The following is a 25,642-nucleotide window of genomic DNA, read 5'->3' as shown; positions in this document are numbered from 1 at the left end:
GTCTCCTCGGATCGTCGTGGTCAGTGGTCGCGGACCAGGCGCGCGTACGCCCCGTCCTGGGCGACGAGCTGCTCGTGGGTGCCGCGCTCCACTTCCCGGCCGCCGTCCAGCACGACGATCAGGTCGCAGTCGCGGACCGTGGACAGGCGGTGGGCCACGATCAGGCAGGTGGCCCCGCGCCGACGCAGGTGCAGGTCGATCCGGCGTTCGGTCTCGGCGTCCAGCGCGCTGGTGGCCTCGTCCAGCACCAGCACCCGGGGGTTGCGCACGAGCGCTCGGGCGATCTCCAGCCGCTGCCGCTGCCCACCCGAGAAGTTGCGGGCGTTCTCCCGCACCGGGCTGCCGAGACCACCTGGGCGGGCCGCAACCTCGTCGTAGAGGCACGCGTCGGTCAGCGCGGTGACGACGTCGTCGTCGGCGACAGTGAGGTCCCACATGGTGACGTTGTCCCGCACCGTCCCCTCGAACAGGCGTTGGTCCTGGTCCACCATGGCGACGGTGGCCGCCCAGAGACCGTCGTCGGCGGCGGCCCGCTCCAGACCGTCCACCGTGACCCGCCCGGTCCAGGGCCGGTAGAGCCCGGCGACCAGCCTGCCGACCGTCGACTTGCCGCTGCCCGACCGCCCGACGAGCGCCACCCGCGCACCCGGCGGCAGGTCCAGGCTGAAGTTCTCCAGCAGTGGACGGCCCAACGGGTTGTAGCCGAAGGTGACCCCGTCGATGCGCAGGTGCCCCTCCATCGGGGCCACCGGACCGGCGGGTCGGTCCTGGACCGTGGGCAGTGGGTAGCGCTCCACGTCACGCAGCCGGTTGAGGTCGGCGCTCATGTCCTGCAACCGGGAACCCAGCGCGGTCAGATTGCCCAGCGGGCGGTTCATCGCCGCCGCCAGGCTCTGCATGCCGACCAGCACACCGACGCTCATCGACTCGGCCACCACCTGCCGGCTGCCCAACCCCAACAGCACCGCCGTGGTCGCCGAGGCGAGCAGCGCCGGCAGGACCGAGAGCACCGCGGTGGGCACCCCCAGCCGTTGCTGACGGGTGGCGACGGTGGCATGGCGCGCGGCGAACCGGGCCACCGCCCGTTCCTCCTCGCCGCCGGCCTTCACCGTCTCGATCATCTGAACCGTGGTGTACACGGTGGTGACCAGCTTGCTGCGGTCCGCCTGCAGGCCGACGACGGCGGTGGACCGGGTCGAGGCGACGTAGCGCAGCACGCTGACGTTCAGCCCGGCGAGGACCACCGCGCACAGTCCGAGCAGCAGGTCGTACTGGCAGAGCAGAGCCCCGTACGCCAGCACCAGGCCGGTGTCCACCACGGTGGTGGCCGTCCGGCGGGTGAGCACCTCGGCGACCACCTCGTTGCCGCGGACCCGCTGGCTGAGGTCGGCGGCCTGCCGCTGGTCGAAGAAGGTCGGCGGCAGCCGCAGCAGATGTCGGAAGAACCTGGCGGCGCTGGCGAGGGCGAGCGCCGTCTCCGCGCGTACGGTCAGGCGTTGCTGCAGCAGGCTGGCCAGGAAGGTCAGCACGGTGGCCACCGCCACCGCCGCCACCAGGCCGGCGAAGGCGGCCCGATCCTCCTGCAGCAGCACCCGGTCGACGAAGACCTTGGCCATCACCGGGATGGTCAGACCGACCACGGCGATCAGCAGGCCCAGCAGCAGCATCTGCGCGATCGCCGAACCCGGGCCGCGCCACCGCTGCGCCAGCGCCCGCACCAGCCGGTAGCGGGTGCCGCCGGGCTGGAACTGCGGGCCAGGCTCCATGGTGAGCACGATGCCGGTGAAGGCGCCGTCGAACTCCTCCCAGCTCACCGCGCGGGGGCCGGTGGCCGGATCGTTGATGTGGACCTTACGGCCGAGCCCTTCCAGCACCACGAAGTGCTCGAACCGCCAGAACAGCACCGCCGGCAGCGCCACGGTGGCCAAGCCGGCCAGGTCCATCTGGAAACCCTTGGCCACCATCCCGTACCGGCGGGCCCCCTTGAGCACGGTGGCCGCGGTGGAGCCGTCCCGGCTGACCCCGCACACCCGGCGCAGCTCCTCCAGGGGCACGTGCCGACCGTGGTGCGCGAGCAGGATTCCCAGCGCGGCGGCACCGCACTCCACCGCCTCCATCTGGATCAGGGCGGGCGTGCGGACCCGGCGACGCCGGATCCTGGGCAGCTGCGGTGTGCCGCTGGCGGCTGTCGTCGGCGCGCTCATCGCCGCAGCAACCAGTCGATCGGGTGCTCCCGGTCCACTGTGAACCAGGCGGTGACCTCGCTGGCCGAGTTGAGCTGGAACGGCGGTGGGGACTTGGTCCAGCGCAGGCCGCCCGGGGCGGCCGGGTCCGGTTCCAGGGCCACCGTCACCCGTACCACGCTGCCGCGGGCGAGCAGTCGCCGGACGTCCGGCCCGGTGCCCAGAAAGGCGCGCAGCGAGGCCTCGGTCTCCGGGAAGGCACCGACAGTGGTGACCTGGCCGGCCAGGGTGCCGAACACGTTGCGCGGCGCGGCCGCGGCGGCCACCTCGACGGAGACGCCGGGTTGCAGCAGCGGCGCGGCGACGGCGGGGGCGTAGACGACGGCCTGCAACGCGTCCCCGGCGGCGTCGAGCCGTTCCAGGTCGGCCAGGTGAGTCCCGGGGGTGACGATCTCGCCTTCGGAGACCAGCCAGGCGACGACGTACGCGTCACCCGGCGCCGTCTCCACCCGTACCTTGCCGTCGGCCGTGCGCAGGCTGTAGAGAGGCGTGCCCTTCGGCACCCGCTGGTGCGGTGCCGCCCACACCTTGGTCACCTGGCCGGCGTCGAGCGCGTCGAGCGCGGAGATCCCGTTCGAGTGGATCAGCACCCCGGCCGCCTCGACGGTCCGGGGCACCACAGTGCGTACCGACCAGACACCCGCGGCGACCACGACGATGACCAGAGCGGTGGTGGCCAGCCAGTTCGGCACCGTGGTCAGCCGGACCGCCCGGTCCAGTTGCTCGGGCGCCTCCAGCTGGCGCAGCGCCTGCCGCCGGAACTTCATGGCCGGCCCTCCCCGGCGGCCGGGCCGGTGGCGCGACGCGAGCCGAGCAGGAAGTCGGCCACGCTGGGCTCGACCAGCGGGTCGAGCCCGGACAGCTCGGCGAAGGCCTGCGAGTCCCCGGCGCCGAGGGCGCACGGCGCCAGCCCCATGGCGGTGGCGACGAGATACATCTGCTGGGTCAGCACACCCGCGTCCTTGAGAATCATGGCGTAGCTCATCCCTTCGTACTTCCACATGAGCCGCTGCACGCGGGCGGTGACGACCAGGACCGTCTGCGGCGGCCGGGGCAGGGCCCCGGACGCCCGGGCGTACGCCAGCAGCCGGTCGGCGGCCGTCCCCCAGGCGGCGACCGGCTCCAGCCGGTGCCCCACCGGGTCGTAGTGGTAGAGCCCGGGATCGAGCCCGGCGCAGCGCGCCACCAGCGGATAGATCTCCAGTTCGTAGACGCCGCCACCACCCGGGTAGGGCCGGTGGCCGACCTCCTGCCCGCCGGCCTCGCCGACGGCGGTGGTGTGCTGCGACCGGTACAGGAACTCCGCCAGCCGTTCCAGCGGCAGCGGTGCCGCGTCGTCGTGTTCGCGCACGCTGCGCCGGTCCGCGACGACCTGACTGAACGAGGGTTCTTCCTTGGCGATCGTCGCCAGGTCCGGCAGCGGCAGCTCGACCGCCCGACTCCCGTCGTACGGGCGGCGCAGCGGTTGCGGGGTGAAGCGCTCCCGCATCCGGTAGGTGCCGCCCACCGGCAGCGCGTGCCGGCCGGCGCGGGAGCGGTGGTGCAGCCGCAGCTCCTCCGGCGACCAGTAGGCCAGCGGCGCCTCGTCGCATTCCGCCTCGAACTCGGCGTCGGTGACCAGGACCCGGGCGGTGGTCAACTCGTCGAGCACCCGGCCGGCGACATCCGGCGGCACGCCGAGCGTGCGGGCCACCACGTCGGGTCCGACGCCCGGCGCGGCGGCGGCCAGCACCGCGCCGAGGGCGGCGTCGGCGCAGCCGACGACGAGGGTGCTCAGCGCCGACGCGGCCACCAGCATGTCCCGGTCGTGCTGGAGGGTGGCGAAGCGGGAGAGCCGGTAGCGGACCCCCGGGGTGTGCGGGCGCGTCTCCGGCAGACTGCCCCGGCCCAGGCCGGTGGGCACCAGGTCGAGCAGCGGCCGATCGTCGACCTGGACGCGGCGCTCCAACCAGGAGTGGGCGAGCAACCGGCGCAGCAGCAGCTGCGCGGGCAACACCCGGTTCTCCCCCTCCAGGCCGCTGATCAGCCGGCCGACCTCGACGTCGTTGACCCAGTCGGCGGCGAGCCGCAGCAGCAGCGCCCGCCGGCCCATGCCCGGTTGCTCCAGGCTGAGCTGGAAACGGGTCTGCCGCAGCGTCAGCGCGCCGTCCGCACCGATCCGCAGCTCCGCGTCACGGCGCAGCCGGTACGACTCCTGTATCGGCGGACCGACGACGGAGCCGCTCATGACGGTCGCCGACCGACCGGGTCCACGACGGTGGTCATCCCCACATCCTTCCCGCGGTCCCGGTGGGCCCGGGATCACCGGCTAGAAGAAGACGTTCAGCGGATTGGCCGACGTCTCGTCGACGGCCAGTGGGCTCCGGCCAAGGTGGGCCGGCACGTCCCACAGCCGGCCGGGACCGAGTCGACGCCAGAAGTGCCGCAGGCCCGGAACGACGACTTTCACCACCGCCAGATCGACGTCCGGTCGGGACTGGTCGACGACGATCACCTCCAGGCCGGCCTGCTCGGCCCGGCGTACGCACCACCGCACGTCGTCCCCGACGTCGCCGGTGGTCAGCGGCGGGTGGTCCGCCGCGGTGCGCGGCGGCCGGCTGGGATCCGGGGCCAGCCACTGCTGCTCGGCCACCCGCACGGTGCCGAACCAGCGCGCGGTGTCCGGGTCGTCGACGCCGTACCGGTTGCGCCCGGGGCCGGCGACGGCGGGCAGGAACTGGTTCACCTCGGTCAGCGCCCGAGTCAGCGCGACCCGCGCGTCCAGGTGCGCGCCGAAGCCGACCAGGACGTCCTCCGGCCCCCGGTCGACGCGACGGGACACCGCCGCGAACGTGGGTACGCCCAGGTCGGCGGTCAGGTCGAGGGCCCACAGTTCGCGGCCGAGGGCGGTGGCGTGATGGTCGACGCAGGCGGCCGTCCACGGGTCGGCGAACGAGGTCAGGTCCACACCGGGCATCCGGGAGCGGTGGTACCACCACAGGGCCACGCTGTCTCGCTCCACGAGTTCGCAGAAGCCCTGCAGGATCGCGTCGGACAGGTTGCCGCCGGCCGCGCAGCCGTTCGAGTCGGCCGAGCACACCCCCAGCCCGGTCAGCTCCGGATGCCCGTACCAGCAGTGCGCTGCGGGCAGCTCGCGCGGTGTCTGACGGGTCAGCGACCAACCCGTGGTCCAGTCCAGCTCCACCTCGTCGGGCAGCGGGCGGGGAACACGGTGCAGGTGCCCCAGGTCGCGGTTGAGCCGCTCCCGGTCGGCGTACTGGCGTTCCGAGAACAGCAGCAGCTCCCGCAGGTGCACCGCTCGGTCCGGGCCGAGCTGCCGGTAGGTCGCCCGGTGTACGGGCCGGTCGCCGCGCCACACCCCGCAGTAGCGCTCCACCGCCTCCCCGAGCGCGCTCATCCGGGCCTGCAGGTCGGTCCGGCCCTTGCCGCCGCTCTGCCCGCGCAGGTTGCGGCGCAACGCGGCGAGCTGGCGGGGCTGGGCGAAGTTGTGCCCGGCCGAGTAGGTGTGGGTGACGCCGTTGTCGGTCGCCTCCAGCGGGGTCAGCCGGCTGACCACGCCCAGGTACCGGCTGACGTGGTGGACGAGCGCGGCGTACGCCTCGGCGGGTTGCCTGGTGCGGGAGTCGACGGTCCGGCTGGGCTGGGCGCCGCTCGGTGGCAGGTCGATCCGCGCCTCGGCCTTGCGGACGAGGTCCGGGTCGCCGCAGGCGGGGCACTGCGGCTGGCGTACCAGTTGGTGGCTCTCCGTGCTCAGGTCCCGGGTGTCCAGGGCGACCATCCGGCCGGTGAGGCGGGGCGACGCGCCCCGGACGGCGAGCACCGCGAGTTCGGCGGCGAGCAGCCCGGCCGCCATGGTGGCCAGACCGGGCAGTACCGCACGGCCGGGCTGCGGCAGCGGACCGGCCAGGTCCTGCCCGTCGAGGAAGGCGTTCACCTGTTCGTTCTCCTGCCAGCGTTGCCGCAGGCAGGCCCAGCAGCCGGTGCGGCCCGGCACGAGGTGCGGGCCGAGGAAGACGACGTTGCCGTGTGGCCGGGCCAGGGTCCACGCGCGACCGGCGGCGAGGTGCCGGTCGTTGATCAGCGCCAGCCGCGGGTCGAGCATCGACGACGGCAGCACCAACACCTGGTCGGTGGCCGCGCCGGGGTCCGGCGCGTCCGGCCCGACGACCGTCGGGGCGAGCCCGAGGGCGCGCAGGGCGTCGGCGGTCTCGGCCACCCGGGGCGCGCCCAGGTCCACGATGGTGACCGCTCCCCCGGCCATCCACCGTCGTGCGGCGTCGGGCGGGACACCCCGGGCGTCCCAGCCTGCGGCCTCGGCCGGCGTGGTGTGCGCCGGACCGGACACCAGCAGGCCGTGGTCGCGCAGCCGGGCGAGGGCCGCGGCGACGGCGGCGACCGGGTGCCGGGTGGCCAACCGGGCCACCACGTCGGCCAGCGGCGCGGCACCGTCGAGCTGGTCCGCCAGGTCCGCGGCGACCGGGTCGTCGATGAGCAGGCTGCGGGTCTCCCCCAGCACCACCAGCGGGCCGTCGGGCAGCCGCACCGGCACGTAGTCCGTTCGGAAGCGCGGACGCCACATCTGGGTTCCTCCCGGGCCTGGTGACCGGACCGAGCGGGGCCTGCTCTGATCACGGCTGCTGCCATCGTCGCGGTCCGGTGCGCCCCGATCCGAGCGATGCCACCGGTTTCTGCCGTCGCCGGTGCCGTGGCTACGGGGCGGCGGGGTCAGCCGGCGGTGACTGTCAACGCGGTGTCGTTGAGCCCCAGCACCGAGGTGCCGACGGTCTGCGCCGGCACGAGCAGCGCGAAGGTCTCCACCCGGGTGACCCGGATCGACTTTCCGCTGACCGCCGTGCGATGACCGGTGGCGATCAGGTCCGGGCTCTGCGGCTCCAGTCGGACGGTCGCCGGGCCGCCCGGCGCCGGACGCAGCGTGTCGGTGGCGTGGATCGTCAGAAAGGTGAGCGTGCCGGTCGGCACGGCGACCGCGCAGTCGGACCACTCGGCCCGGTCCATCGTCCGTCGCACCGCCCCGCCGACACCGGCGAGCTGCTGCCCGTACACCTCCCAACCGCCGGCGAACTGGCCGTCGAGCAGCGGACTCGACGCGACGAGGGAACGGTTGCCCGTCGTGGACCCGATGCTGCGGGCGAACACCTCGGCGGCGAGGGCCCGGCGACTGGTCTCGTCCAGGGCGGCGCCGCCCGCGGTGGCCGGTCGGCCGTCAAGGCTGCGGGCCACCACCAGCGAGGGTTGGGTGACCTGAACGTTGTGGCTGAGCTTCCACTGACCATCGGCACCGCGCACGAACTGGCTGACATCGGTGGGAGCCAGCTCCGATCCGGTCAGCCGCAGCGTGGCGGTGGCGAGGAAACAGGACGGTTCGCCGGGTGGCACCGCGAAGGCCGGGTTGATGTGCTGAAAGGACGGTTGCGGACGCTGGTTGTACTCGGCCCGCCGCACCGCGGCGATGCTGAGGTCCAGCGAGGGCGACACCTCCTGGGTCCGCAGCGCCTCGACGTCACCGGCCACCGAGGCGGCCGAGTCTGCCTGGTCGAAGGCGGTGAGCACCAGTGCGGCCCGGTCCCGACCGAACGCGGCCGAGCCGTGGGGCGCCGGGGTGGCCGCGTCCACCGGCTCGCCACCACAGCCGGTCAGCACCAGCAGCGCCACCGTGGCGGCGGCGAACGGGATCGCCGGCACCGGCGCGGCGAGGGTACGCGGGTTCCTGACGGACCTTCTGCGCAGCATCTCGTCCTCCATCCACCACCGGCGCACGGGAATCGCACCGGATGCAGTCGAGTATGTGAGCGGCTGTCGGGCTACGACGGCGGCGGCGCTGCCTCGTGCTGCCCGGCCTGTCGACGTTGCACGAAACGACGTCATCCGGCCCGGGTCGTGGTCACCGATCGGTGTCATCGAGCCGAGCGACCCAGGCGACCAGAGCCGATCGGGAGGCGACGCCCGCCTTGCGGTAGATGCGGGTCAGGTGCGCCTCCACCGTGCGGGGGCTGATGTTCAGCTGCCGACCGATCAGTCGGCTGGTGGCCCCGGTCGCCGCCAGCCGGGCGATGTGCCACTCCCGGTCGGTCAGGGCGGCGACCTCGCGCGGACCGACCGGACGGGCCAGTCGCAGGCCGACCCGTTCCGTTGCGCACCACCCGGCCAGTTCCAACGCCCGGCGGCGGGCCCGCGCCGCCAGGCCGGTCTGGTCGGCGGCTTCCGCCGCCCGGGCCAGGGAGGCCAGCGCAAGGCTGCGCCGCAGCACCATGCCGCCGGTACGGAACAGGTCGGCAGCGGTCTGCAGGTGCGGCAGCGCCGCCCGGAACTCGCCGCGGGCGAGCAGCACCTCGCCGTACGCCGACTCGGCGAAGCCCCGCTGCCCACGCAGACCCACCTGGTCCGCCTCGGTCATTGCCAGCCGCGCCTGCCGCTCGGCGTCAGCCGTCTCGCCGGCGGCGAGCGCGGCGGCGCACAGCAGTTCGTACCACCGGGGCCGCAGGGACGTCTGGAGCCGGCTGAGTCGGCTGTCGCCGCCGGCCGAGAGCACCAGCTCGGCACAGGTCGCCGGATCACCCGACAGCAGCGCCGCGGTCGCCAACGCCGTCGCGGCGGTACGACCACACCAGGTGCTGAGGTCGGTGGCGATGCCGACGGCGCTGCGGGCCAGCGCCACCGCCCGGTCGTCGTCCCGAAGCCCACCCCGCCACGCCGTCGCCTCGGCCTCGAACGCCAGGGCGAAGCTCAGCAGGTGGTGACTGCCGATGCGCCGGGCAACGATGCCAGCCTCGGTGGCCAGTGCGATGGCGGTGGTCAGCTGCCCGCCGTGGTAGGCCACCTGGCTACGTCCGAGCAGCAGCTGGCACAGCCCGTCGTCGCGGTGCGAGGCGCGGACGAGCGTCAGCCCGCGGTCGAGGTGTCGTGCGGCATCGGCCTGCCGTTCGAGGTACAGCTCGCTCAGACCGAGCGCGGTGAAGCAGTCGGGGTGATCGCGCATGTCCCGGTCCGGCAGCGCGTCGACGATCCGGGCACCGGCATCGAGCAGGCCCCGGGCGTCGTCGAGCGCGCCGTCGTGGGCGGCGGCCAGACTGCTGACGGCCAGCAGGCTGGCCCGGTCCGCTCCGGAACCGCCGAGGTCTCCACTGAGCATGTCGGGCAGCCCGGTCACGGGGTGCCCGGCCAGGATGCCGGCGACGCCGATCTCGGTGGCGAGTCGGTAACCGCCGGCGGGTCCGGCACCGGCTGGCAGGGCGGCCAGTTCCCGCCGACTGATGGCCGCCGCCTCCGCGTAGTTGCCGAGCAGACGTTCCACCCGCGCCCAGAGAGCCACCGCCCGCGCCCGCCGCCCGTCCGCGTCGACGGGGAACAGCGGCACGATCTCCTGGAGCAGGGCCCTGCTCTCGGCCAGATCGCCCGCCTCCCCGGTGATCTGGGCCAGCGCGAGCGACACGTCCTGGCGACGTTGGGTGAGCCCGGCCGTCGGCCGTAACGCACACAGCGCCAGCCGCAGCCAGCGGATGGCCAGGTCCGGCGTCTCGCGCCGGACCTCCTGCGCGGCCCGGCAGAGCACGGTGACGCAGCGGTCGACCCAGCCACCGTTCGGCAGGGAGAGCAGGCGTTCCGCGTAGCGGGCCCGGTCCGTTGGTGGCGCGCCCAGCTCGACGAGCGCGGTGAGCGCGCGCACACACGCCTTCACCTGCCACGCCGGGTCGGTGTCCTGAGCGACCGCCATCCGCAGCACCGGGTGTCGGAAGGCGAACCGTCCCGTTCCGGGTACGCGGCGGATCAGGTCCAGCCGGGCCAACCGCCAGCTGGCCTCGACCGCCACTGGCGGCGGGACCTGCGCGACCTCGGCGAGCAGGTCCGTGGTGAAGGGCGCGTCGACGATCGCCCCGGCCCGCAGGCAGGTCAGCTCGACGGGGGGCAGGTCCACCCACTCGCGGCGCAGCACGGCCACCGCCGCGTCGGCCAGCCGGGCGCCCTGTGCTTCCCGGATCGGGTCCGCGCTGGTCGAGGTGGGGCCGCTGGGCAGCACCGCGAGGTAACCGGGGTTGCCACCGCTCAGGTCGTACCGGGCGCGCAGCTCCACCTGGTCGACGTGGGGGTGCAGGAGCCCGACCTCGGCGACGCTGAGCGGGTGCAGTTCGATCCGATCGTGTGACGTCGGTTCCGCGTCGGCGTGCTCGGCGGGAACCGGTGGCCCGAAAGGCATCGGCGTCGCCATCTGCCGCGGTCGGTAGACCAGGACGAGCAGCAGCGGGGCGGGCACCGGGTATCGCAGCAGGTGGGCGATCAGACCGGTGGAGGAGGCATCCGCCCAGTGCAGGTCGTCGAGGACCAGCACGAGACCGTCCCGGGCGGCCAGACCGATCAGCCGGCGGGCCAGCTGGTACGTCCGGAACCGCCGGGCGTCCGACGCCCGCGCCGGCGCGGCTGGCACCGCCGCGACCGACTCCGCCCAGGTCTCCTCGGTGGGCTGCCCGGCACGCACCTCGTGGCGAAGTGACTGCCCCTCGGTGAAGGCGTGTCGGAACACGTGGAACGGAACTCCTCGTTCGTCCGGCGAACAGGTCCCGACGGCCCAGGGGATGGTGGGCCCGCACCGCTGCAGAGCCTCGTGGACGAACCGGGTCTTGCCGATGCCCGGCTCTCCGACCACCTCGCACACCATTTGCCACCGTCGGCTCAGCACAGTCGCCTGGGCTCTCCCGATACGCGCCAACTGTGGTCGCCGCCCAACGAAGCGCGGGCTCAATGATGCGCTTTCCAGCCCAGGTGTCATCACGCAGACCAGACGCCTTCCGGCACACTCAAGGGGAATTGATCGCACTATACCGAAGCACCGCCGAATGTCGAAACATACCGATGCCAGCCACTCCCATTCCAACAGTTGGCGTCGCGGTGCAGGTTCTTTCCGACATCACCTCACAAGCCGCAGAAAAGGACCGGTGGCCAGAAGCGCGGAACAATATCCCGGAAACCCCTACATCGCCCGCGACCTGCCGGTCTCGGGCTACGACCGTCAACGACCCGCGACGGCTGCCGGACTGCGCTGTGACCACCCGGGCACCTGGTCAATCCCGCGTACGGCCACGTCTAATCTGATATCACCACGATCATGGCCGGCTATGGTGAATCACCCTAAGCGGTCATATTCCTGCCTTCGCCTTCACCCTGACGCCCGTCCCACTTGGTGAACCATCGGCGCGGGTTCCCACTGCGGACAAATGGCCGCAATGCCGCGCCCAGAATTGACCGGCGGTCGTCGGCGTTCAACATGCGATCCGCAACATGCAGACGCGGCACGAACGGAGGGAAAGTCGCAGGCGATCCCGCCCACGAAAAACGCACCGCGCACCTCTTCACTGCGCCACCTTCACCGCCGCTGAACGAACTGGCCACCGGACGGGCGGCGGTACGACATCCTCCGATCCCGAGATCATCGAGACGAGCGGACCATGGTGAGGCCGACGACGCCGGCGGTAGCGTGAGGCCAATCCGTGCCACGCCTCAAGGAGCCGACGGTGGACAACGCCATCCAACTGATCAGCGACGGCGATGGCCTGGCGGTCATCGGGCATCCGGCGGCTGTCGATCGTTTCCTCACCGCGGAGCGACTGCCGTCGAAAGACCTCGGGCTGCAGCGACTCAGCTCCACCCTCCGTACCGGATCCACCATCGCCAAGGGCGGCGCCGAGATCGCCGACCATTCCGGCCGCTGGGTCCGGTTGACCGCGGAGTCCGCCGAGGCGATGAAGAAGTACAACCTCATGACGGGCTCGGAGAGCGGTGTCAGCCGGGCCGTACTGACCGACCACGGCAAGATCACCGGTCTGCTCGAAGTGGTTCGGACCCCCAGCGCGATGCTGACCAACCCGGCGATCCTGACCGGCGCCGCCGGACTCATGGCGCAGCTCGCGATGCAACAGACCATGGAGGAGATCACCGACTATCTCGCCGTGATCGACGCGAAGGTCGACGCCGTGCTGCGCGCGCAGACCGACGCCGTGGTGGCGGACATGATCGGGGTGGAGTTCGTCATCGACGAAGCCCTGACCATCCGCGAGCAGGTGGGCCGGGTCTCCGAGGTCACTTGGTCGAAGGTGCAGGCCACGCCGGTGCCGCTGGCCCGGACCCAGGTGTACGCGTTGCGGCAGCTCGACGCCATCGCCGAGAAGCTGGAGACCCAGACCAAGGTTGGCGACCTGGCCAAGACGGCCAAGGAGGCCGAGAGCAAGGTTCAGGAGTGGCTCGCCGTTTTGGCCCGCTGCTTCCAACTCCAGGACGCGGTCGCCGTGCTCGAACTCGACCGAGTGCTGGACACGTCCCCGGGAGAGCTGGAGGAGCATCGCGTCGCCATCCGGGCCGCCCGCCGCAACCGCCTCGACCTCATCTCGCGCAGCACCTCGCGCCTGTTGTCCCGGATGGACGCTGCCGCCGGCACCGCCAACGCGAAGGTGCTGCTGAACCCGAGCACATCCCGTGCCGTGGTGCACTCGACCAACCACGTGGCGACCACCGTCGTCGACTTTCACGGGCGGCTCGGCCTCGAACGCGACCGACGGTCGTGGGATGCCAGGCGGTGGCTGGACGCCGCCGCGGAAGTGCGTGACAAGGTCCTCGAAACGGGGACCGAGGTACGCGACAAGGTCCTCGACACCGGAACCGGGATGGGAGAGAAGGTTCTGGAGACCGGGGCGGAGGGTGTGGGCGTCGCCAGCCGGTTCGGTGTGGCGGCCTTCGGCCGGGCCAGGTCGATGATGGGCAGGGCCTCCGGCGAGATCGCCGAGCGGGCGCAGCGCCAGTTGGGCAGCAGAGAGGAATCCTGATCGGCCGGCGTCGTCCCTGGTGCGAGCATTCCGCGCACCCCCGCCGCCGCTTGACTTCTTCTGCCGACCGGCCGCGAGCACATGGACGGTCTGGTCCATCAAGTCGCCAGTGCGGCGAGGCCCGTCGGACCACCTGCGCCGCCGTGTCGGACGGCAATCGCTGCTGGGCGCACTCGCCGACGGTGAGCAACGTTTGCCGCCAGCCAGCACATCGGCTTACCATGGACGAGATGGTCCAATTACTGATGTCGCGATCATGCGGCCGCTGCTCTGGGAGGGGCGCATGGCAGTGATTTCACGCGGTTTCGGTGGCCGCCGACGCGACGACACCGATCTTCCGCCCGGCCAGTACCGCACTGACGACTTTCCGGTGCTGTCGGCGGGACCCACGCCCCGCATCGGGCTCGACACGTGGGAGCTCGCCGTCATCACCGAGATTGGCGAGCGGAGCATGTGGTCATGGGCGGAGTTCACCGCCCTTCCTGCCGACGAGACAACCGTCGACATCCACTGCGTCACGCACTGGTCGAAGCTCGGCACGCGCTGGCGGGGCGTCTCGGTGGACACGTTGCTGGCCGATGTCGAATCCTCGGCCGAGTACGTCGTCGCCCACTCCTACGGCGGCTACACCACGAACATTCCGCTTGAGGACCTTCTCGACGGCCAGGCCTGGGTGGCGTACGAGTTCGACGGCGAGCCGCTGACTGCGGTGCACGGCGGTCCGGCCCGCCTCCTCGTTCCGCACCTGTACTTCTGGAAGAGCGCGAAGTGGCTGCGCGCCCTGGAACTACGTCACGACGATGAGCCTGGGTTCTGGGAGACGGCCGGCTACCACAACTACGGTGACCCGTGGCGCGAGCAACGCTACCTGGCGGACTGACCTGGCGGCCGGCGACCGTCGCGGGCACCAGGGCGGAGACCGCGACGGCGCGGACGGTGGTCCTCGACGTCGACGGCTGGGTGGGTCACGTGCCGGGCCAGCACGTCGACGTCCGGTTGACGGCTCCCGACGGTTACACGGCGCAGCGCAGCTACTCGATCTCATCCGCCCCGCTGGCCGACCGGTTTGAGGTGACAGTTCAGACGGTGGCCGACGGTGAGGTCTCGCCGTACCTCGTCGATGTCGCGGAACCGGGTGACCAGCTTGAGATCCGTGGGCCGCTCGGCGGCTGGTTCGTGCGCCGACCCACCTATCCGCGCCCGGCGTTGTTGATCGGCGGCGGATCCGGCGTGGCGCCGCTGATGTCGATGGTGCGGGCGGCGACGGCTCCGACCAGGCTGCTCTACTCGACCCGGTCCCCGTCGGACGCGCTGTTCACGGCTGATCTCGCGAGTGCAGAAGCCGCAGGAGGCGGTCTTGTCGCCGTCACCCACGTCTACACCCGGGTGGCGCCCGCCGGCTGGCCGGCCCCACCTCGACGACTGGACGCGGACACCCTGGCCCGCGTCGCGTGGCCCCACGACGCCGACGCCGTCGCGTTCGTCTGCGGGCCCACCGGATTCGTCGAGACCGTGGCCGACCTTCTCGTCACCATCGGCCACAACCCGGCGACCATCCGCACCGAACGCTTCGGACCCACCAAAGGATGATCATGTCGACCACCACCGTCGGAGCAGACGACCCACACTGGGTGGACGGTAACGCCCTCGCCGGCCCGCTCGGCGAGATCATGGGGGCCGACCTCACCGTTGCCGACCTCACCTGCGCCGGCTGCCGGATGACCCGTCCGCTGGCCGCGATGCGCGTCTTCGACCGGGCGCCCGGCCTGGTGGCCCGCTGCCCCGGCTGCGGGGACGTCGTCATGCGCCTGGTACGCACTACCGCGCGGGCCCTGGTAGACCTGCGTGGATCGCTCGTGGTCAGCCTCCCGCTGCCGCGGGTCTGAGCACGAGATTCGAACAATCGCGACGAAGCGGGATTCAGGAGACAGTGTGGCGAACAACGCCGAAGACATGATCGCGTTGACCAGCGCCGAGCAGGACTCGGGCGACTCGACCCTGCCGCCCGCCGGCCCGGCTGACGCGGAGGACTTCGTCATCACCAACAACAGCGCGGACGGCATCTACGAGGCCACGGTAGGGGGCCGGACAGCGGCAGGGCTCGTCTACAGCACGGCCGGGGACCGCGTCATCCTGTCGGCGACATCCGTGTTCCCCGAGTTCCGGGGGAAGGGAGTGGCGAGCAGGCTTCTCGGCGGCGTCCTCGACGAGCTGCGCGGGCAGGGAAAGACCGCTGCCGTGACGTGTCCGTTCGCGGCAGCGTTCGTTGATGCTCATCCCGAGTACGCCGACGTGCTGGACCCGACATTCCGGTCACACCCCGGCCAGCGAGGGCACTGAGCACCCGTCGGCACGCCTGAACGCGCCCCGACCGCTGTCCCCCGAGTCCTTACGAGCGAACGCGGATGATCGTCTTGCCGGTGGCCCGTTCGGTCGGGTTGAGGGCGGCGACGGCGTCGTCGAGGTCCGCGACCTTGGCGATGTTCGTCAGCAGTCGCCCGTCCCGTACCCGCTGGACGATTTCACCCAGTTGGGCGCGATCAGACGTCACGACGAAGTCGATCGTCAGGGCGTCCGCGGGTCGCACCTCGGGCGGCCCGACGACGGACACCATGCTTCCGCCGGCGCGAATCAGGCCTGCCGACCGCTTTCCGATGTCACCGCCGATGACGTCGAAAACCAGATCGATTCCACCGACGTCTTCCAGGACGTCGTTCTCGAGGTCGACGAACTCCTGCGCGCCGAAGTCGAGCGCCCGCTGCCGGTCGGCGGCGCGCCCGGTACCGATGACGTAGGCGCCGAACTCATGGGCGAGCTGCGTCACCATCGAACCGACAGCGCCGGCCGCGCCGTGCACGAGGACGCTCTGCCCCGCCCGGAGGCGGCCGTGCTCGAAGAGTCCCTGCCAAGCGGTCAGGCCAGAGATCGGCAGGCTCGCGCCCACCGTGAAGTCGACGTCGCCGGGCAGCGGTGCGAGGTTGCGCGCCTCGACCGCCACGCACTCCGCCAGGGTGCCGTCTCGGCTCCAGTCAGTGAGGCCGAAGACCCGCTGCCCCACTGACAGCCCCGTCGTGCCGTACCCGAGTGCGCTGACCACTCCGGCCAGTTCGTGCCCGGGTACCGACGGCGTCCGGTCCCGACCGAGGCGATCGGTCCAGGTCGAGGGCCACGTCAGCTCGGTCGGCACAAATCCCGACGCGTGAACCTGGACAACGACGTCGTTGATGGCAGGTTCCGGCGCAGGCCGGTCCACCAACGTCATTCCGGCCGTTCCGGCGGCCTCGTCGGTCACCACGATCGCCTTCATCAGATACCTCCTGGATTCCGCCCTCGCCGCACTGCCACGAGAAGCACTGTTCGTTCCCAACACCGGCGGCGCCACGCCTCGGCGCCGTGCCACACCACGCCGACCGGTAGCGACCGGAGTGCGGTGGGGTGTCGGCGGGAACGCCTGTCGACCTCGATGCCGACGGGCGAGTCGGCCAGCTCGTCGGCCGTCCCGAACCTAGCCATGGCAAAAGTGGTCTGTCAAGTCCAGTATGCGACCGTCCAGTCATCGCCGCAGCCGCAGTAATTGCAGTTCAGGACCGTTATAACGAGACCTCTTCGGGCGAGGATGGACTTCTGCTTGGACTTTGGCGTCCAGGTGTGACGACGGCTGCGGGAATACGGCCGGCCCGGAGATTGTCTGTACCTGCGAGTCCAGGTGCGCTCCGCCTGGCTCCGCAGCTGAGGCCACGAAGGGAGAGCTGTGCACCAGCAGACCCAGTACCACAGGAACCCGGAGGCCGTTTCGCGGCTCAACCCGGAGCAGTACCGGGTAACCCAGCAGGACGGCACCGAGCGACCGTTCGCCAACGCCTACTGGGACAACCATGAGCCCGGCATCTACGTCGACGTCGTGTCCGGCGAGCCGCTGTTCGCGTCCGTCGACAAGTACGACAGCAACTCCGGCTGGCCGAGCTTCACCAGGCCGATCGCCAGGACGAACGTCGTGGAGCGCCAAGACTCGAGCCACGGAATGATCCGGACCGAGGCCCGCTCGTTGCACGGAAACAGCCACCTCGGCCACGTCTTCAATGACGGTCCCCCCGAGGAGGGCGGACTGCGTTACTGCATCAACTCGGCGTCGCTGCGGTTCATCCACCGCGACGACCTGGAAAACGCTGGGTACGGCGAATACCGCACCCTGTTCACGAGTGACACCAACACGGGCACGACATCAGCCAAGGAGACGATGTGAACACCGAGAAGGCAATCCTCGCCGGCGGCTGCTTCTGGGGCATGGAGGAGTTGTTCCGCCGCCAGCCCGGCGTCGTGTCGACGCGCGTCGGGTACAGCGGCGGCGACGTCCCGAACGCCACCTACCGCAACCACGGCACCCACGCGGAGTCCATCGAGGTCGTCTACGACACCGACAAGACCGACTTCCGCGCGCTGCTCGAGTTCTTCTTCCAGATCCACGACCCGTCGACGAAGAACCGCCAGGGTAACGACATCGGCCTCAGTTACCGCTCGGCGATCTTCTACACCAGCGACGAGCAGAAGCGGGTCGCCGAGGACACGATCGCCGATGTCGACGCCTCGGGCCTGTGGCCCGGCAAGGTCGTCACCGAGGTCACCGCGGCAGGAGACTTCTGGGAGGCCGAGCCGGAGCACCAGAACTACCTGCAGACGTACCCCAACGGATACACCTGCCACTTCCCCCGCCCGGGATGGAAGCTGCCGAAGCGGGCGACTGCCTGACACCCCCGGCGCGCGGACCTCAGGGTCCGCGCGCCGGTCCGTACCCATCCAGGTGTCTCACCCCGGCTCTCGCCGGAGTGCGGCACCCGAGACGTCGCGGCACAACACCGGAAACCCCATTTCCAATAGGACCAGATGGTCCATAACAGCTGCCGCTAAAGATGTCTGGCGGTGCGGAAACACGGTCATTGGGACGACGCATCGGGTAATGGGACGTGACACGAGGTGGACTCAACAGTCCCATTCGCACGAGATTATCTGGCGCGCTGGATACACTTGACAGATGAGCGACGAGCAGGTGGCTGCGCCGACGAATAGGCGGAGGATCAGTCAACGGGGCATCGCGACCCGCGAGCGGATCCTCGACGCAGCGAACCGGCTGATGCTCGTGCGCGGAGTGAACGCGACGACCCTCGACGACATCCGCGAGGCAAGCCAGACGAGCAAGTCCCAGCTCTACCACCACTTCGCCGACAAGCAGGAACTCGTGCGCGCCTTGGTCAAGTATCGAGGCGCGCTCGTGCTTCAGCGCGAGCGCGCGGGGCTCGAACGACTGAGATCGTTCTCCGGGCTGGTCCGGTGGCGCAACGCGCTGGTCCAGGCCAACTCACTCAACAACGGCAAATACGGGTGCGGCCTCGGGTCGATGGCCCTTGAGCTGTCCGATCAAGATGAGCAGGCTCGATCGTCGCTGTCGGAGACGTTCGCGGCATGGGAAAAGTTGATCAGTGATGGTCTGCACCGGATGCGGGACAGTGGTCTCCTGCGCCCGGACGCCGACCCGGAGAAATTGGCCACGGGGTTGATGGGCGCACTACAAGGCGGCTACCTGCTGGCGAACGCCGCGCACGACGTCGCCCCGATGGAAGTCGCACTGGACATGGCGCTGGACCACATCAAATCGTTCCTCGTGCAGCCGTCCGGTGAACCGACCCGTTAATTGGCCCCATTGGTGGTGATGAGGCTGCTCGCGGTGGGTGCGAGCAGCCGGAGGCCGATGAGGGCGTCATCGTGAGAGCGAGGCGCCGCAGCTTGCGCAACCACCGCCGGCAGTGTTGATTCCGCCGTCGATCGACGCTGACTCCCGCCCGGCGGGCATCCAGTTGTAGCCGCCACATCAAAGGGACCTTTCGGTCCAATTGAAGCCGTGACATCGACCGAGGCGGTCCGGGACGTGACGGCGCACGCCACTCATCGCCCGAGCTTAGGCTGCCCTGCTGTCGAGATTCAGCCGCCGAGGGCGACTCTGAGCTGAGTAGCCGATTGGACTATCTAGTCCGCGAAGGCTAACCTCCGGACGTACCGGCCCCGGGCTGACGCCTGGCCACGGCCCCGCTCAGACTGCGGCGCGGCTGCTGCCAGCTCGGTATCCCTGGACCTTCACCACTGGATGTAGAGGAAGGCGCGGCTGATGGAAACCACCCATGATCATGTCGTCGCATCGGCCCGAGTTGTCCTTCCGGCCACGGAGCGCCGACGCACGGACATGACCACCCGCGGCTTCACCCTCGTCGCCGACGAACCGCACAACGGCGCGATCGGTGACGGCCCCACCCCGACCGAGTACCTGTTGATGGCGCTCGCGTCGTGCACCGCCCAGACGCTGCGGCAGTACGTCGACTACAAGTACGACACCGCCGGCGATATCACCGTCGAGATCAACTACCACGAACCCGAGCAGGAAGGCGCGGAGCGCTACCTGCAGCGCACCATCACGCTCAGCGAGGACCCTGACCCCGACGACCTGGCGGTGATGCACGAGATCGCCGAGAGGTCCCCGGTGACCCTGCTGATCCAGTTCGCGTGGAGCGTGCGGACCGAGTTCGTCGGACCGCGCTGAGCACACTGCCGGCGACGGCTACGGCCGCGGGCGAGCCCTCTCTCGTGGATGTCGCCGGTGAGTGCTCCAGCTATCCGTGCTGGCTCGGTCAGCACGTCGAAAGGTGACGGGTGACCGAGACCAGCACCAGCCGAACCTCCGGAAGCGGCACCTCAGGTCACCGCTGCGGGCATTCCTGCGAATCTGACCAGCCAGGCCCACGCCGGGCGGATCGACAGTGACATCGACTCCGCCGACAGCAGCGGCGTGTCCAGCACCCCGACGTTCTTCATCAACGGCCGCCGCCACTACGGCGCCTACGACATCACGGCCTTGACCGAGGCCGCTCCGCAAACCCCAGAAGCAGAGGTACGACCCGGAGCAGGCGGTTCGTACCGCTATGGACATCCCCGGCACTGGTGTTGTCGTTGGGACGTGGAGGAGGTCACCGCGTGGATACCGGTTTTCAAAACGTACGGCTGAACGCCACAAACCAACACCTCACGGCGCTGGCGAATGCCGGGGCCGCAGCGTTCGGCCACACCGCCACCCTGCGGGTGGACCGGGCCCTGGCCCAGCTTCTGCGGTTACGCGTCGCGCAGCTCAACAATTGCAGCTACTGCCTGCTGGTGCACCACGCCGCCGCCCGTACCGCCGACATCCCGTCCGCCAAGGTCGAAACCCTCACCGCGTGGTGGGAGACGCACCTGTTCACCGAAGAGGAGCAGGCCGCGCTGGCCTACGCCGAGGCGTTGACCCGGGCCGCCGACGCCACCGTCAACACCCGGCTCCAGGAGGCGCACGACAGGATGGCTGCGCACTTCACCGAGGACGAGATCCTGGAGATCGTGGGCGTTGTCATCAACATGAACGTCTGGACGCGACTCAAGCTCGCCGAGGGTGCCGTGCCCACCACGGCGACTCCCGGGTGAGGCGACGTCATCTGCGGCCAGCCGCCCACGGTGTCGAGCCGGGACGGGCTTGTCCCATCCCCGTGCTCTAATCCCGTCATGCATGTCGTCGTCTGCGGCGCGCTCGTCACCAACGGCGCGGTCCTGCTGGTCCACCGCAGCCCGGCCCGCCGGGCGTACCCGGATCTGTGGGACCTGCCCGGAGGGCACGTCGACGCCGGCGAGTCGGAGCTCCAGGCCCTCGCGCGTGAGATGCACGAGGAGCTCGGGGTGCACATCGTGGCGCGGTCCTCGTCACGGTTGGGCGACCTGCGTGCCGGCAGCGGCGAGGACGCCGTCAACGTGGGCGTCTGGCACATCGCTGACTGGGTCGGCTCCCCCACCAACCGGGCACCCGAGGAGCATGACGACATCGCCTGGGCCACGCTCAGCCAGATGGCCGAGCTTCCGCTCGTGTTCGACGCCCTGCCGGCATTGCTTCGATCGCTGCCGGAGTTCGGCCTGCTGTCCCGCCACGACGAAGACGGTTAGCGTCCGGCGGGCTCCGATTCACCACCACGCCCCCGGGCACCACAACCGGCGCACTCACGATAGACATTGCCGAACTTCGATTAATTCGGCTCTGTGTCTGGTGGGTTTCCGTAGGACTGCTCTACCGTCGACACATGGTCTCGCGTCGATCTGTTCTGCGGGCGGTGCCGCTTGCCGCCGCCGCCCTCACCGCCGCCCCAGGTCACTCCCGTTGGCTCGGCTCGTCGTCGACCTCGACGGATGCGGCCCGCGTACCACCGGACCCGGCCACGATGCAGGCCGCCGCCACCGCGGTTCGTGGCTTCACGGCCGACCTCTACCGCACACTGGCCTCGACTGAGGCAGGCGGAAATGTGGTGTGCGCACCGTACTCGGTCGGGCTCGCGCTCGCGATGACCCGGGCGGGCGCCCGCTCGACGACGGCCGACGAGATGGACGCCGTGCTCCACGCGCCGCACCCGCGTCCCAGCGCGCTCGACAGCGGGCTCAACACCGTCGATCAGACGCTCGCCGAGCGCTACCAGAACGGGGACGGAACCAAGCAGCCTCGGCTGACCACTGCCAACGCGTTGTGGACACGACGCGACCTGTGCCTGCGGCCCGGGTTCCGGGACACTCTGGCCGGCTACTACGGCGCCGCGCCGCATCCGGTCGACTTCGGCGGCAACCCGGAGGGGGCCCGCCAGGAGATCAACACCTGGGTGTCCGATCGGACCAACGCGAAGATTCCGGAGCTGTTGCAGCCAGACGGCGTCAGCCCCGACACCCGCCTGATCCTCACCAACGCGATCTACCTCATGGCGGCGTGGAAGTACCCGTTCACCCCCACCGCCACGGCGCTGGGGCCGTTCACACGGGATGACGGCAGCGTCGTCGACGTCTCGATCATGCGCGGGCCGTTCGACCGGATGGGCTACCTCGAGGGCGACGGTTGGCGCGCGGTCGACGTGCCGTACGCGGGCGACGGGCTTGCCATGGCCATCGTCATGCCGACCAGGGGCGACCTCGCCGCGGTCGAGGCGAACCTCGACGCCACCTGGCTGGGCGCGTTGCTGACCGGGTTCCAGGTCACCGACGTCCAACTACGCCTGCCCCGATGGAGGTTCCGTCTGCCGGCCGAGCTGGGAGCCGCGCTGGGCAGCCTCGGCATTCCCACGGCATTCACCGCACAGGCCGACTTCACCGGCATGAGCGCTGACCCGTCCCTGTGCATCGACGACGTGGTGCACGAGACGTTCATCGCGGTGGACGAGAAGGGCACCGAAGCCGCGGCCGCGACGGCCGTCGTCGTCCGGCCGCCGTCGATTCCGCAAGGGCCGCAGTTCTTTGTGGACCGACCATTCCTGTACGTCATCCACGACCGCCTCACCGGCGTACCGCTGTTCCTCGGCCGGGTCCACGACCCCTTGGTCACCGGCCCAGCCTGAGCGAACGGCGGAATTGGCGTCTCCCTGCCCAAAGGCGGCCTTCCACAACGTGAGCGCAGGGCGAATCGGCTGGCGCAGGCAGAGCAGAATGGACGGCATGGGAGAAGCACAAGATCGAGCAGTCGCTATCGTCCAACGTGCCGCCGGAAACACAGTGGCACCTGCGGTTGCAGCTCTCCTGACGGTGGCAGCGGCGGTGCTCAACAGACCAGAACTCGGCGTCGCAGCCGTTCCCGCCAGCGCACTTGCGGGCTCCGTCGTGGAGGAGTCGGTGTCGTTGGTTTACCGTCTCTGGGCTGCGGAAGGTGCACAGCGCTTTAGCGAGGCCGTTGAGTCGGAGAGCGGATCAACTGTCGATGACCTCGCTGCGGGAGAGCAATCCGATCGTAAGACCCGGCAGTTGCTGGGCGAGGCCGTCGGGGCCTCAACCACCACAGCCGACGAGTGGAAGATCAGGGTGCTCGCTCGGGCCTTTGTCGTGGGCGCAAAAGACAAGTCCAGAGCTGACGAGATGCGCATGCTGATTGCACTCTTGGAGGATTTTGAAGGGGTCGACGCGCGATGCTTGTCAGTGATAAACAAGGCACCTGAGCAGTTCCGCGTAGAAGATATCGCCAAGCGAGACAGAGGCATCGCCCATGTTGCGCCGATCCTCGTCCAGAAGTTGGCAAAGTTGACCTTCATCGAAGCGGTCCCACGTAGTCAACAACACCTGTCCGGCGAGGAGAGAGATGAGTTGCGGGACGCGCAACAGACGATGGGCGAGCCTGAACCACGGTTGCCGACAAACTACCGGCTTACGGACTTGGGACAGACGGTCGCTCATCTCCTTGGCCGTATAGGTGCGCTCCCTCGTCAGCACCCTGCCGAGAGCGCTGACTGAGGAAGCACGACAGCAGTTGCCTGAACTCGTGCGGGTGTTCGATCGCCGGCACGTGCCCGCATCGGCCGAACACGTGCAGACGGACGTCGGTCAGGTGTTCGAGCAGGGGCTGGGTTGCCGTTTCGAGCGGAGTGATGCGGTCCTCGGCGCCGTGCACGAGCAGCACGGGCGCGCTGATCGCTGCCAGCGTTCGCGCCGAGAGGGTGAGGTCGTCGACCCATCGTGCCCGGGGTGGAGGGAACAACGACGCGAAGGCCGCCTCCCCCGCTCGCATCGCGGCCGCCCGGGCGTCGACTGCCGATTCGGTCACGAGCGCCTGGTCGAGCACGAGGCGACTCAGCATGTCTCGTGCCCCGAGCGGGCCGGCGGGGGCGGCCCAGATCGCGTCGAGCCCGGCGGACAGGGGCGCGCCGGGGGCGCCCATCGTCGCGACCGCCACGACCCGGGTGACCTGTCGGGGGCGTGCGGCCGCCAACGCCAGCGCCACGGCACCGCCCATGGAGTGACCCACCACGGCGTAGTGCTCGATACCGAGAGCGTCCATCAGGCCCGCGGCCTGCTCCGTCCACAGCCGAAGCCCGCCCGTGGAGCCCGCCGGGACGGGCGTACGGCCGAACCCCGCCTGGTCAGGAGCCACGACGTGCCAGGACGTGCCGAGCGCCTGCGCCGTCGCTGCCCAGGCGCCGGACCCGGTCGTGCCGGGTCCGGAGCCGTGCAGCATCAGCACCGCGGGTCCGGTGCCGCTTTCCAGGACGTGGACCGGGGAGCCGTCGACCGTGACGGTCCGAAGTGCCGTCACCGGCACAGGCCAGCTGTGCTCATGCGGATGCGGGGTTGACGGACTTCGAGAAGACCTCCATCATCGCCCGGCCGAACTGCGGCATGTCGGGCCAGCCCCGGCAGGAGACGAGGTTGCCGTCCACGACGTCGGGAGCGTCGATGACGGTCGCGCCGGCGTTCTCCATGTCACCGGTGATGGGCGGGAAGCAGGCCGTCTTGCGGCCCTTGAGCAGCCCGTACACCGCTGGCACCTGCGCGCCGTGGCACACCAGCGCGATGGGGAGGTTGCGGGCGAAGAAGTGCTCGGTGATGCGCCTGACGTCGGCGTCGACCCGGATCCATTCGGGGGCGCGGCCGCCGGGGATGATGAGGGCGTCGTAGCGCTCGACGTCCACGTCGGCCCAGGGCACGTCGACCGGCAGCTTCCGGCCGTTCTTCTCCACGTAGGCGTCGGAGTTGGGGTCGAACTCGTGGATGACCAGTTGCACGTCACGCATCGTCCGTGACGAGACGTCCACGTCCCAGCCGCCCTCCTGCACGCGGTAGTAGGGATACATGGTGTCGAGTTCCTCGGCGGCGTCGCCGGTCAGCAGCAGCGCTCTGGGCACCTGCTTCTCCTCGCGTCTGGGGGCGGGTGAGGTGGTGGATCCGATCGAATCCAATCCGATCCGATTGCGCTAGCATTCCCCGGCCCGGCCCGCCCGTCAAGCGTCTGCCGCCATCCCGTCCGCGTCCCTGACGCCGTCGAACAGTCGCCGGAAACGCTCGCCGGAGCGCAGGATGTGCCGACGCATCGCGTACGCGGCGGCGTCCGGGTCACGCGCGGCGATCGCGGTTACCACGTCCTCGTGCTCGGCCATCGCCAGGTGCGTGACCTGGGTGTCGTGGTGGAGCCGGAAGAGGTGCACGTGGCTGTGCAGGCGAGCGAGCGCTTCACGGATGACCTGGTTCTCCGCGCTCAGGGCGACGAGATCGTGGAAGGCGGCGTCGCGTAGCCCGAAGGCGCCGTACGCCGTGGGCCCGTTGCCCCCTTCCAGCTCCGCCATCTCCTCCAGCATTCGTCGCAGACCGGCCACCTGCTCCGAGGTCGCGCGTTCGGCGGATCTGCGCGCCGCCGCCGGTTCGAGGAGCAGGCGGACCTCGAGCATGTCCTCGAATCGCTGGCGGGTGATGTGCGGAGGGATGCGGTAGCCGGCATGGGGCACCCGCACGACCAGGCCCTCGGCCTCCATGCGGTTCAGCGCGTCCCGGATCGGCGTCTGCGACACCCCCAGCTCTCGCGCCAGGACGTCGATCGTGACGCGGGAGCCGGCCTCGATCCGTAGCGACATCAGCTGTCCGAGCAGCGTGTCGTACACCTCGTCGGCAAGCCGGCCGCCGGATCTTCCCGGCGGCGTTCCGCCCGCGACGGCCCTACGGCCCCGCGCGATCATCGCTTCGTCGTCCATCGTGACGTGAGGTCCTTTCTTGCGC

23 protein-coding genes are annotated in these 25,642 nt (G+C 70.4%); 13 read left to right on the top strand and 10 right to left on the bottom strand.

Translation table 11 applies throughout. The features are described 5' to 3' along the window. Positions 1-20: 20 nt before the first annotated feature. The 6 genes from ACX27O_RS27295 to ACX27O_RS27270 form a co-directional block, all read right to left on the bottom strand. On the bottom strand, positions 21-2,204 hold the full coding sequence (locus tag ACX27O_RS27295; protein WP_210862668.1) for an NHLP family bacteriocin export ABC transporter peptidase/permease/ATPase subunit: 2,184 nt from the start codon (positions 2,202-2,204) through the stop codon (positions 21-23). Further along, positions 2,201-3,010, bottom strand: coding sequence for an HlyD family efflux transporter periplasmic adaptor subunit (locus tag ACX27O_RS27290; protein WP_030328351.1), 810 nt, complete (start codon positions 3,008-3,010; stop codon positions 2,201-2,203). Before ACX27O_RS27290 ends, ACX27O_RS27295 begins: the two co-directional genes overlap by 4 nt. Continuing rightward, positions 3,007-4,470: a SagB/ThcOx family dehydrogenase gene (locus ACX27O_RS27285; RefSeq protein WP_458940304.1), complete on the bottom strand. Its 1,464-nt coding sequence runs from the start codon at positions 4,468-4,470 to the stop codon at positions 3,007-3,009. The genes ACX27O_RS27290 and ACX27O_RS27285 overlap by 4 nt, the downstream gene beginning before the upstream one ends. 81 nt (positions 4,471-4,551) lie before the next feature. Next, entirely contained in the window at positions 4,552-6,822 is a 2,271-nt protein-coding gene (locus tag ACX27O_RS27280; protein WP_458940303.1) for a TOMM precursor leader peptide-binding protein, read from the bottom strand. A 146-nt stretch (positions 6,823-6,968) separates the two neighbouring features. Beyond that, positions 6,969-7,994: a hypothetical protein gene (locus tag ACX27O_RS27275; RefSeq protein WP_210862638.1), complete on the bottom strand. Its 1,026-nt coding sequence runs from the start codon at positions 7,992-7,994 to the stop codon at positions 6,969-6,971. Between the two features lie 151 nt (positions 7,995-8,145). Beyond that, positions 8,146-11,025, bottom strand: coding sequence for a helix-turn-helix transcriptional regulator (locus ACX27O_RS27270; protein WP_458940302.1), 2,880 nt, complete (start codon positions 11,023-11,025; stop codon positions 8,146-8,148). Positions 11,026-11,767: 742 nt separating this feature from the next. Between ACX27O_RS27270 and ACX27O_RS27265 the strand changes: the two genes are divergently transcribed. The 5 genes from ACX27O_RS27265 (at position 11,768) to ACX27O_RS27245 (ending at position 15,412) form a co-directional block, all read left to right on the top strand. Then, positions 11,768-13,072, top strand: coding sequence for a hypothetical protein (locus ACX27O_RS27265; protein ID WP_387217810.1), 1,305 nt, complete (start codon positions 11,768-11,770; stop codon positions 13,070-13,072). A gap of 283 nt (positions 13,073-13,355) precedes the next feature. After that, positions 13,356-13,952 carry a sulfite oxidase-like oxidoreductase gene (locus ACX27O_RS27260; RefSeq protein ID WP_458940301.1) on the top strand — a complete coding sequence of 199 codons (597 nt, stop codon included), beginning with the start codon at positions 13,356-13,358 and terminating at the stop codon, positions 13,950-13,952. Further along, positions 13,922-14,662 carry a ferredoxin reductase gene (locus ACX27O_RS27255; RefSeq protein ID WP_458940300.1) on the top strand — a complete coding sequence of 247 codons (741 nt, stop codon included), beginning with the start codon at positions 13,922-13,924 and terminating at the stop codon, positions 14,660-14,662. The genes ACX27O_RS27260 and ACX27O_RS27255 overlap by 31 nt, the downstream gene beginning before the upstream one ends. Before the next feature lie 2 nt (positions 14,663-14,664). Next, positions 14,665-14,958 carry a DUF6510 family protein gene (locus tag ACX27O_RS27250; protein WP_051708151.1) on the top strand — a complete coding sequence of 98 codons (294 nt, stop codon included), beginning with the start codon at positions 14,665-14,667 and terminating at the stop codon, positions 14,956-14,958. A 46-nt stretch (positions 14,959-15,004) separates the two neighbouring features. After that, positions 15,005-15,412 carry a GNAT family N-acetyltransferase gene (locus ACX27O_RS27245; protein ID WP_210857671.1) on the top strand — a complete coding sequence of 136 codons (408 nt, stop codon included), beginning with the start codon at positions 15,005-15,007 and terminating at the stop codon, positions 15,410-15,412. A gap of 49 nt (positions 15,413-15,461) precedes the next feature. On the opposite strand, the gene ACX27O_RS27240 is transcribed toward ACX27O_RS27245, so the two are convergent. After that, positions 15,462-16,379, bottom strand: coding sequence for an NADP-dependent oxidoreductase (locus ACX27O_RS27240; RefSeq protein WP_210857683.1), 918 nt, complete (start codon positions 16,377-16,379; stop codon positions 15,462-15,464). Positions 16,380-16,823: 444 nt separating this feature from the next. On the opposite strand from ACX27O_RS27240, the gene msrB reads away from it, so the two are divergent. The 8 genes from msrB to ACX27O_RS27200 all read left to right on the top strand — a co-directional run bounded on the left by msrB (position 16,824) and on the right by ACX27O_RS27200 (position 23,389). Further along, entirely contained in the window at positions 16,824-17,315 is a 492-nt protein-coding gene (gene msrB / locus ACX27O_RS27235; protein ID WP_210857672.1) for a peptide-methionine (R)-S-oxide reductase MsrB, read from the top strand. After that, on the top strand, positions 17,312-17,818 hold the full coding sequence (gene msrA / locus ACX27O_RS27230) for a peptide-methionine (S)-S-oxide reductase MsrA (protein ID WP_030328375.1): 507 nt from the start codon (positions 17,312-17,314) through the stop codon (positions 17,816-17,818). Before msrB ends, msrA begins: the two co-directional genes overlap by 4 nt. Before the next feature lie 283 nt (positions 17,819-18,101). Continuing rightward, on the top strand, positions 18,102-18,758 hold the full coding sequence (locus ACX27O_RS27225) for a TetR/AcrR family transcriptional regulator (protein WP_210857673.1): 657 nt from the start codon (positions 18,102-18,104) through the stop codon (positions 18,756-18,758). 546 nt (positions 18,759-19,304) lie between these two features. Continuing rightward, positions 19,305-19,658, top strand: a complete 354-nt coding sequence (locus ACX27O_RS27220; protein ID WP_051708153.1) for an OsmC family protein — start codon at positions 19,305-19,307, stop codon at positions 19,656-19,658. Between the two features lie 431 nt (positions 19,659-20,089). Then, on the top strand, positions 20,090-20,569 hold the full coding sequence (locus tag ACX27O_RS27215; protein WP_458940299.1) for a carboxymuconolactone decarboxylase family protein: 480 nt from the start codon (positions 20,090-20,092) through the stop codon (positions 20,567-20,569). A gap of 78 nt (positions 20,570-20,647) precedes the next feature. Beyond that, positions 20,648-21,079: an NUDIX domain-containing protein gene (locus ACX27O_RS27210; RefSeq protein ID WP_458940298.1), complete on the top strand. Its 432-nt coding sequence runs from the start codon at positions 20,648-20,650 to the stop codon at positions 21,077-21,079. A gap of 134 nt (positions 21,080-21,213) precedes the next feature. Continuing rightward, a complete protein-coding gene (locus ACX27O_RS27205; RefSeq protein ID WP_458940297.1) occupies positions 21,214-22,506 on the top strand; it encodes a serpin family protein in 1,293 nt (430 codons plus the stop codon). A gap of 88 nt (positions 22,507-22,594) precedes the next feature. Continuing rightward, a complete protein-coding gene (locus ACX27O_RS27200) occupies positions 22,595-23,389 on the top strand; it encodes a hypothetical protein (RefSeq protein ID WP_210865228.1) in 795 nt (264 codons plus the stop codon). Here ACX27O_RS27200 and ACX27O_RS27195 read toward each other — a convergent pair. The 3 genes from ACX27O_RS27195 to ACX27O_RS27185 all read right to left on the bottom strand — a co-directional run bounded on the left by ACX27O_RS27195 (position 23,304) and on the right by ACX27O_RS27185 (position 25,617). Next, entirely contained in the window at positions 23,304-24,188 is an 885-nt protein-coding gene (locus ACX27O_RS27195) for an alpha/beta fold hydrolase (protein ID WP_458940296.1), read from the bottom strand. The two genes, ACX27O_RS27200 and ACX27O_RS27195, sit on opposite strands and share 86 nt — an antisense overlap. 19 nt (positions 24,189-24,207) lie before the next feature. Further along, positions 24,208-24,777, bottom strand: coding sequence for a DJ-1/PfpI family protein (locus ACX27O_RS27190; protein WP_210857678.1), 570 nt, complete (start codon positions 24,775-24,777; stop codon positions 24,208-24,210). A 96-nt stretch (positions 24,778-24,873) separates the two neighbouring features. After that, positions 24,874-25,617: a GntR family transcriptional regulator gene (locus tag ACX27O_RS27185; RefSeq protein ID WP_030328395.1), complete on the bottom strand. Its 744-nt coding sequence runs from the start codon at positions 25,615-25,617 to the stop codon at positions 24,874-24,876. Positions 25,618-25,642: the final 25 nt, after the last annotated feature.

The sequence above is a fragment of the Micromonospora sp. SD19 genome, assembly GCF_054462275.1.
Note: the sequence above shows the minus strand (reverse complement) of the source record. Positions and strands in the feature narration are given on the sequence as shown.

What these genes read in the sequence shown, in the direction of transcription:
- ACX27O_RS27295 (WP_210862668.1), bottom strand. Translation starts at nt 2,204, where the DNA reads ATGAGCGCGCCGACGACAGCCGCCAGCGGCACACCGCAGCTGCCCAGG.
- ACX27O_RS27290 (WP_030328351.1), bottom strand. Translation starts at nt 3,010, where the DNA reads ATGAAGTTCCGGCGGCAGGCGCTGCGCCAGCTGGAGGCGCCCGAGCAA.
- ACX27O_RS27285 (WP_458940304.1), bottom strand. Translation starts at nt 4,470, where the DNA reads ATGAGCGGCTCCGTCGTCGGTCCGCCGATACAGGAGTCGTACCGGCTG.
- ACX27O_RS27280 (WP_458940303.1), bottom strand. Translation starts at nt 6,822, where the DNA reads ATGTGGCGTCCGCGCTTCCGAACGGACTACGTGCCGGTGCGGCTGCCC.
- ACX27O_RS27275 (WP_210862638.1), bottom strand. Translation starts at nt 7,994, where the DNA reads ATGCTGCGCAGAAGGTCCGTCAGGAACCCGCGTACCCTCGCCGCGCCG.
- ACX27O_RS27270 (WP_458940302.1), bottom strand. Translation starts at nt 11,025, where the DNA reads ATGACACCTGGGCTGGAAAGCGCATCATTGAGCCCGCGCTTCGTTGGG.
- ACX27O_RS27260 (WP_458940301.1), top strand. Translation starts at nt 13,356, where the DNA reads ATGGCAGTGATTTCACGCGGTTTCGGTGGCCGCCGACGCGACGACACC.
- ACX27O_RS27250 (WP_051708151.1), top strand. Translation starts at nt 14,665, where the DNA reads ATGTCGACCACCACCGTCGGAGCAGACGACCCACACTGGGTGGACGGT.
- ACX27O_RS27240 (WP_210857683.1), bottom strand. Translation starts at nt 16,379, where the DNA reads ATGAAGGCGATCGTGGTGACCGACGAGGCCGCCGGAACGGCCGGAATG.
- ACX27O_RS27225 (WP_210857673.1), top strand. Translation starts at nt 18,102, where the DNA reads ATGAGCGACGAGCAGGTGGCTGCGCCGACGAATAGGCGGAGGATCAGT.
- ACX27O_RS27220 (WP_051708153.1), top strand. Translation starts at nt 19,305, where the DNA reads ATGACCACCCGCGGCTTCACCCTCGTCGCCGACGAACCGCACAACGGC.
- ACX27O_RS27210 (WP_458940298.1), top strand. Translation starts at nt 20,648, where the DNA reads ATGCATGTCGTCGTCTGCGGCGCGCTCGTCACCAACGGCGCGGTCCTG.
- ACX27O_RS27205 (WP_458940297.1), top strand. Translation starts at nt 21,214, where the DNA reads ATGGTCTCGCGTCGATCTGTTCTGCGGGCGGTGCCGCTTGCCGCCGCC.
- ACX27O_RS27200 (WP_210865228.1), top strand. Translation starts at nt 22,595, where the DNA reads ATGGACGGCATGGGAGAAGCACAAGATCGAGCAGTCGCTATCGTCCAA.
- ACX27O_RS27185 (WP_030328395.1), bottom strand. Translation starts at nt 25,617, where the DNA reads ATGGACGACGAAGCGATGATCGCGCGGGGCCGTAGGGCCGTCGCGGGC.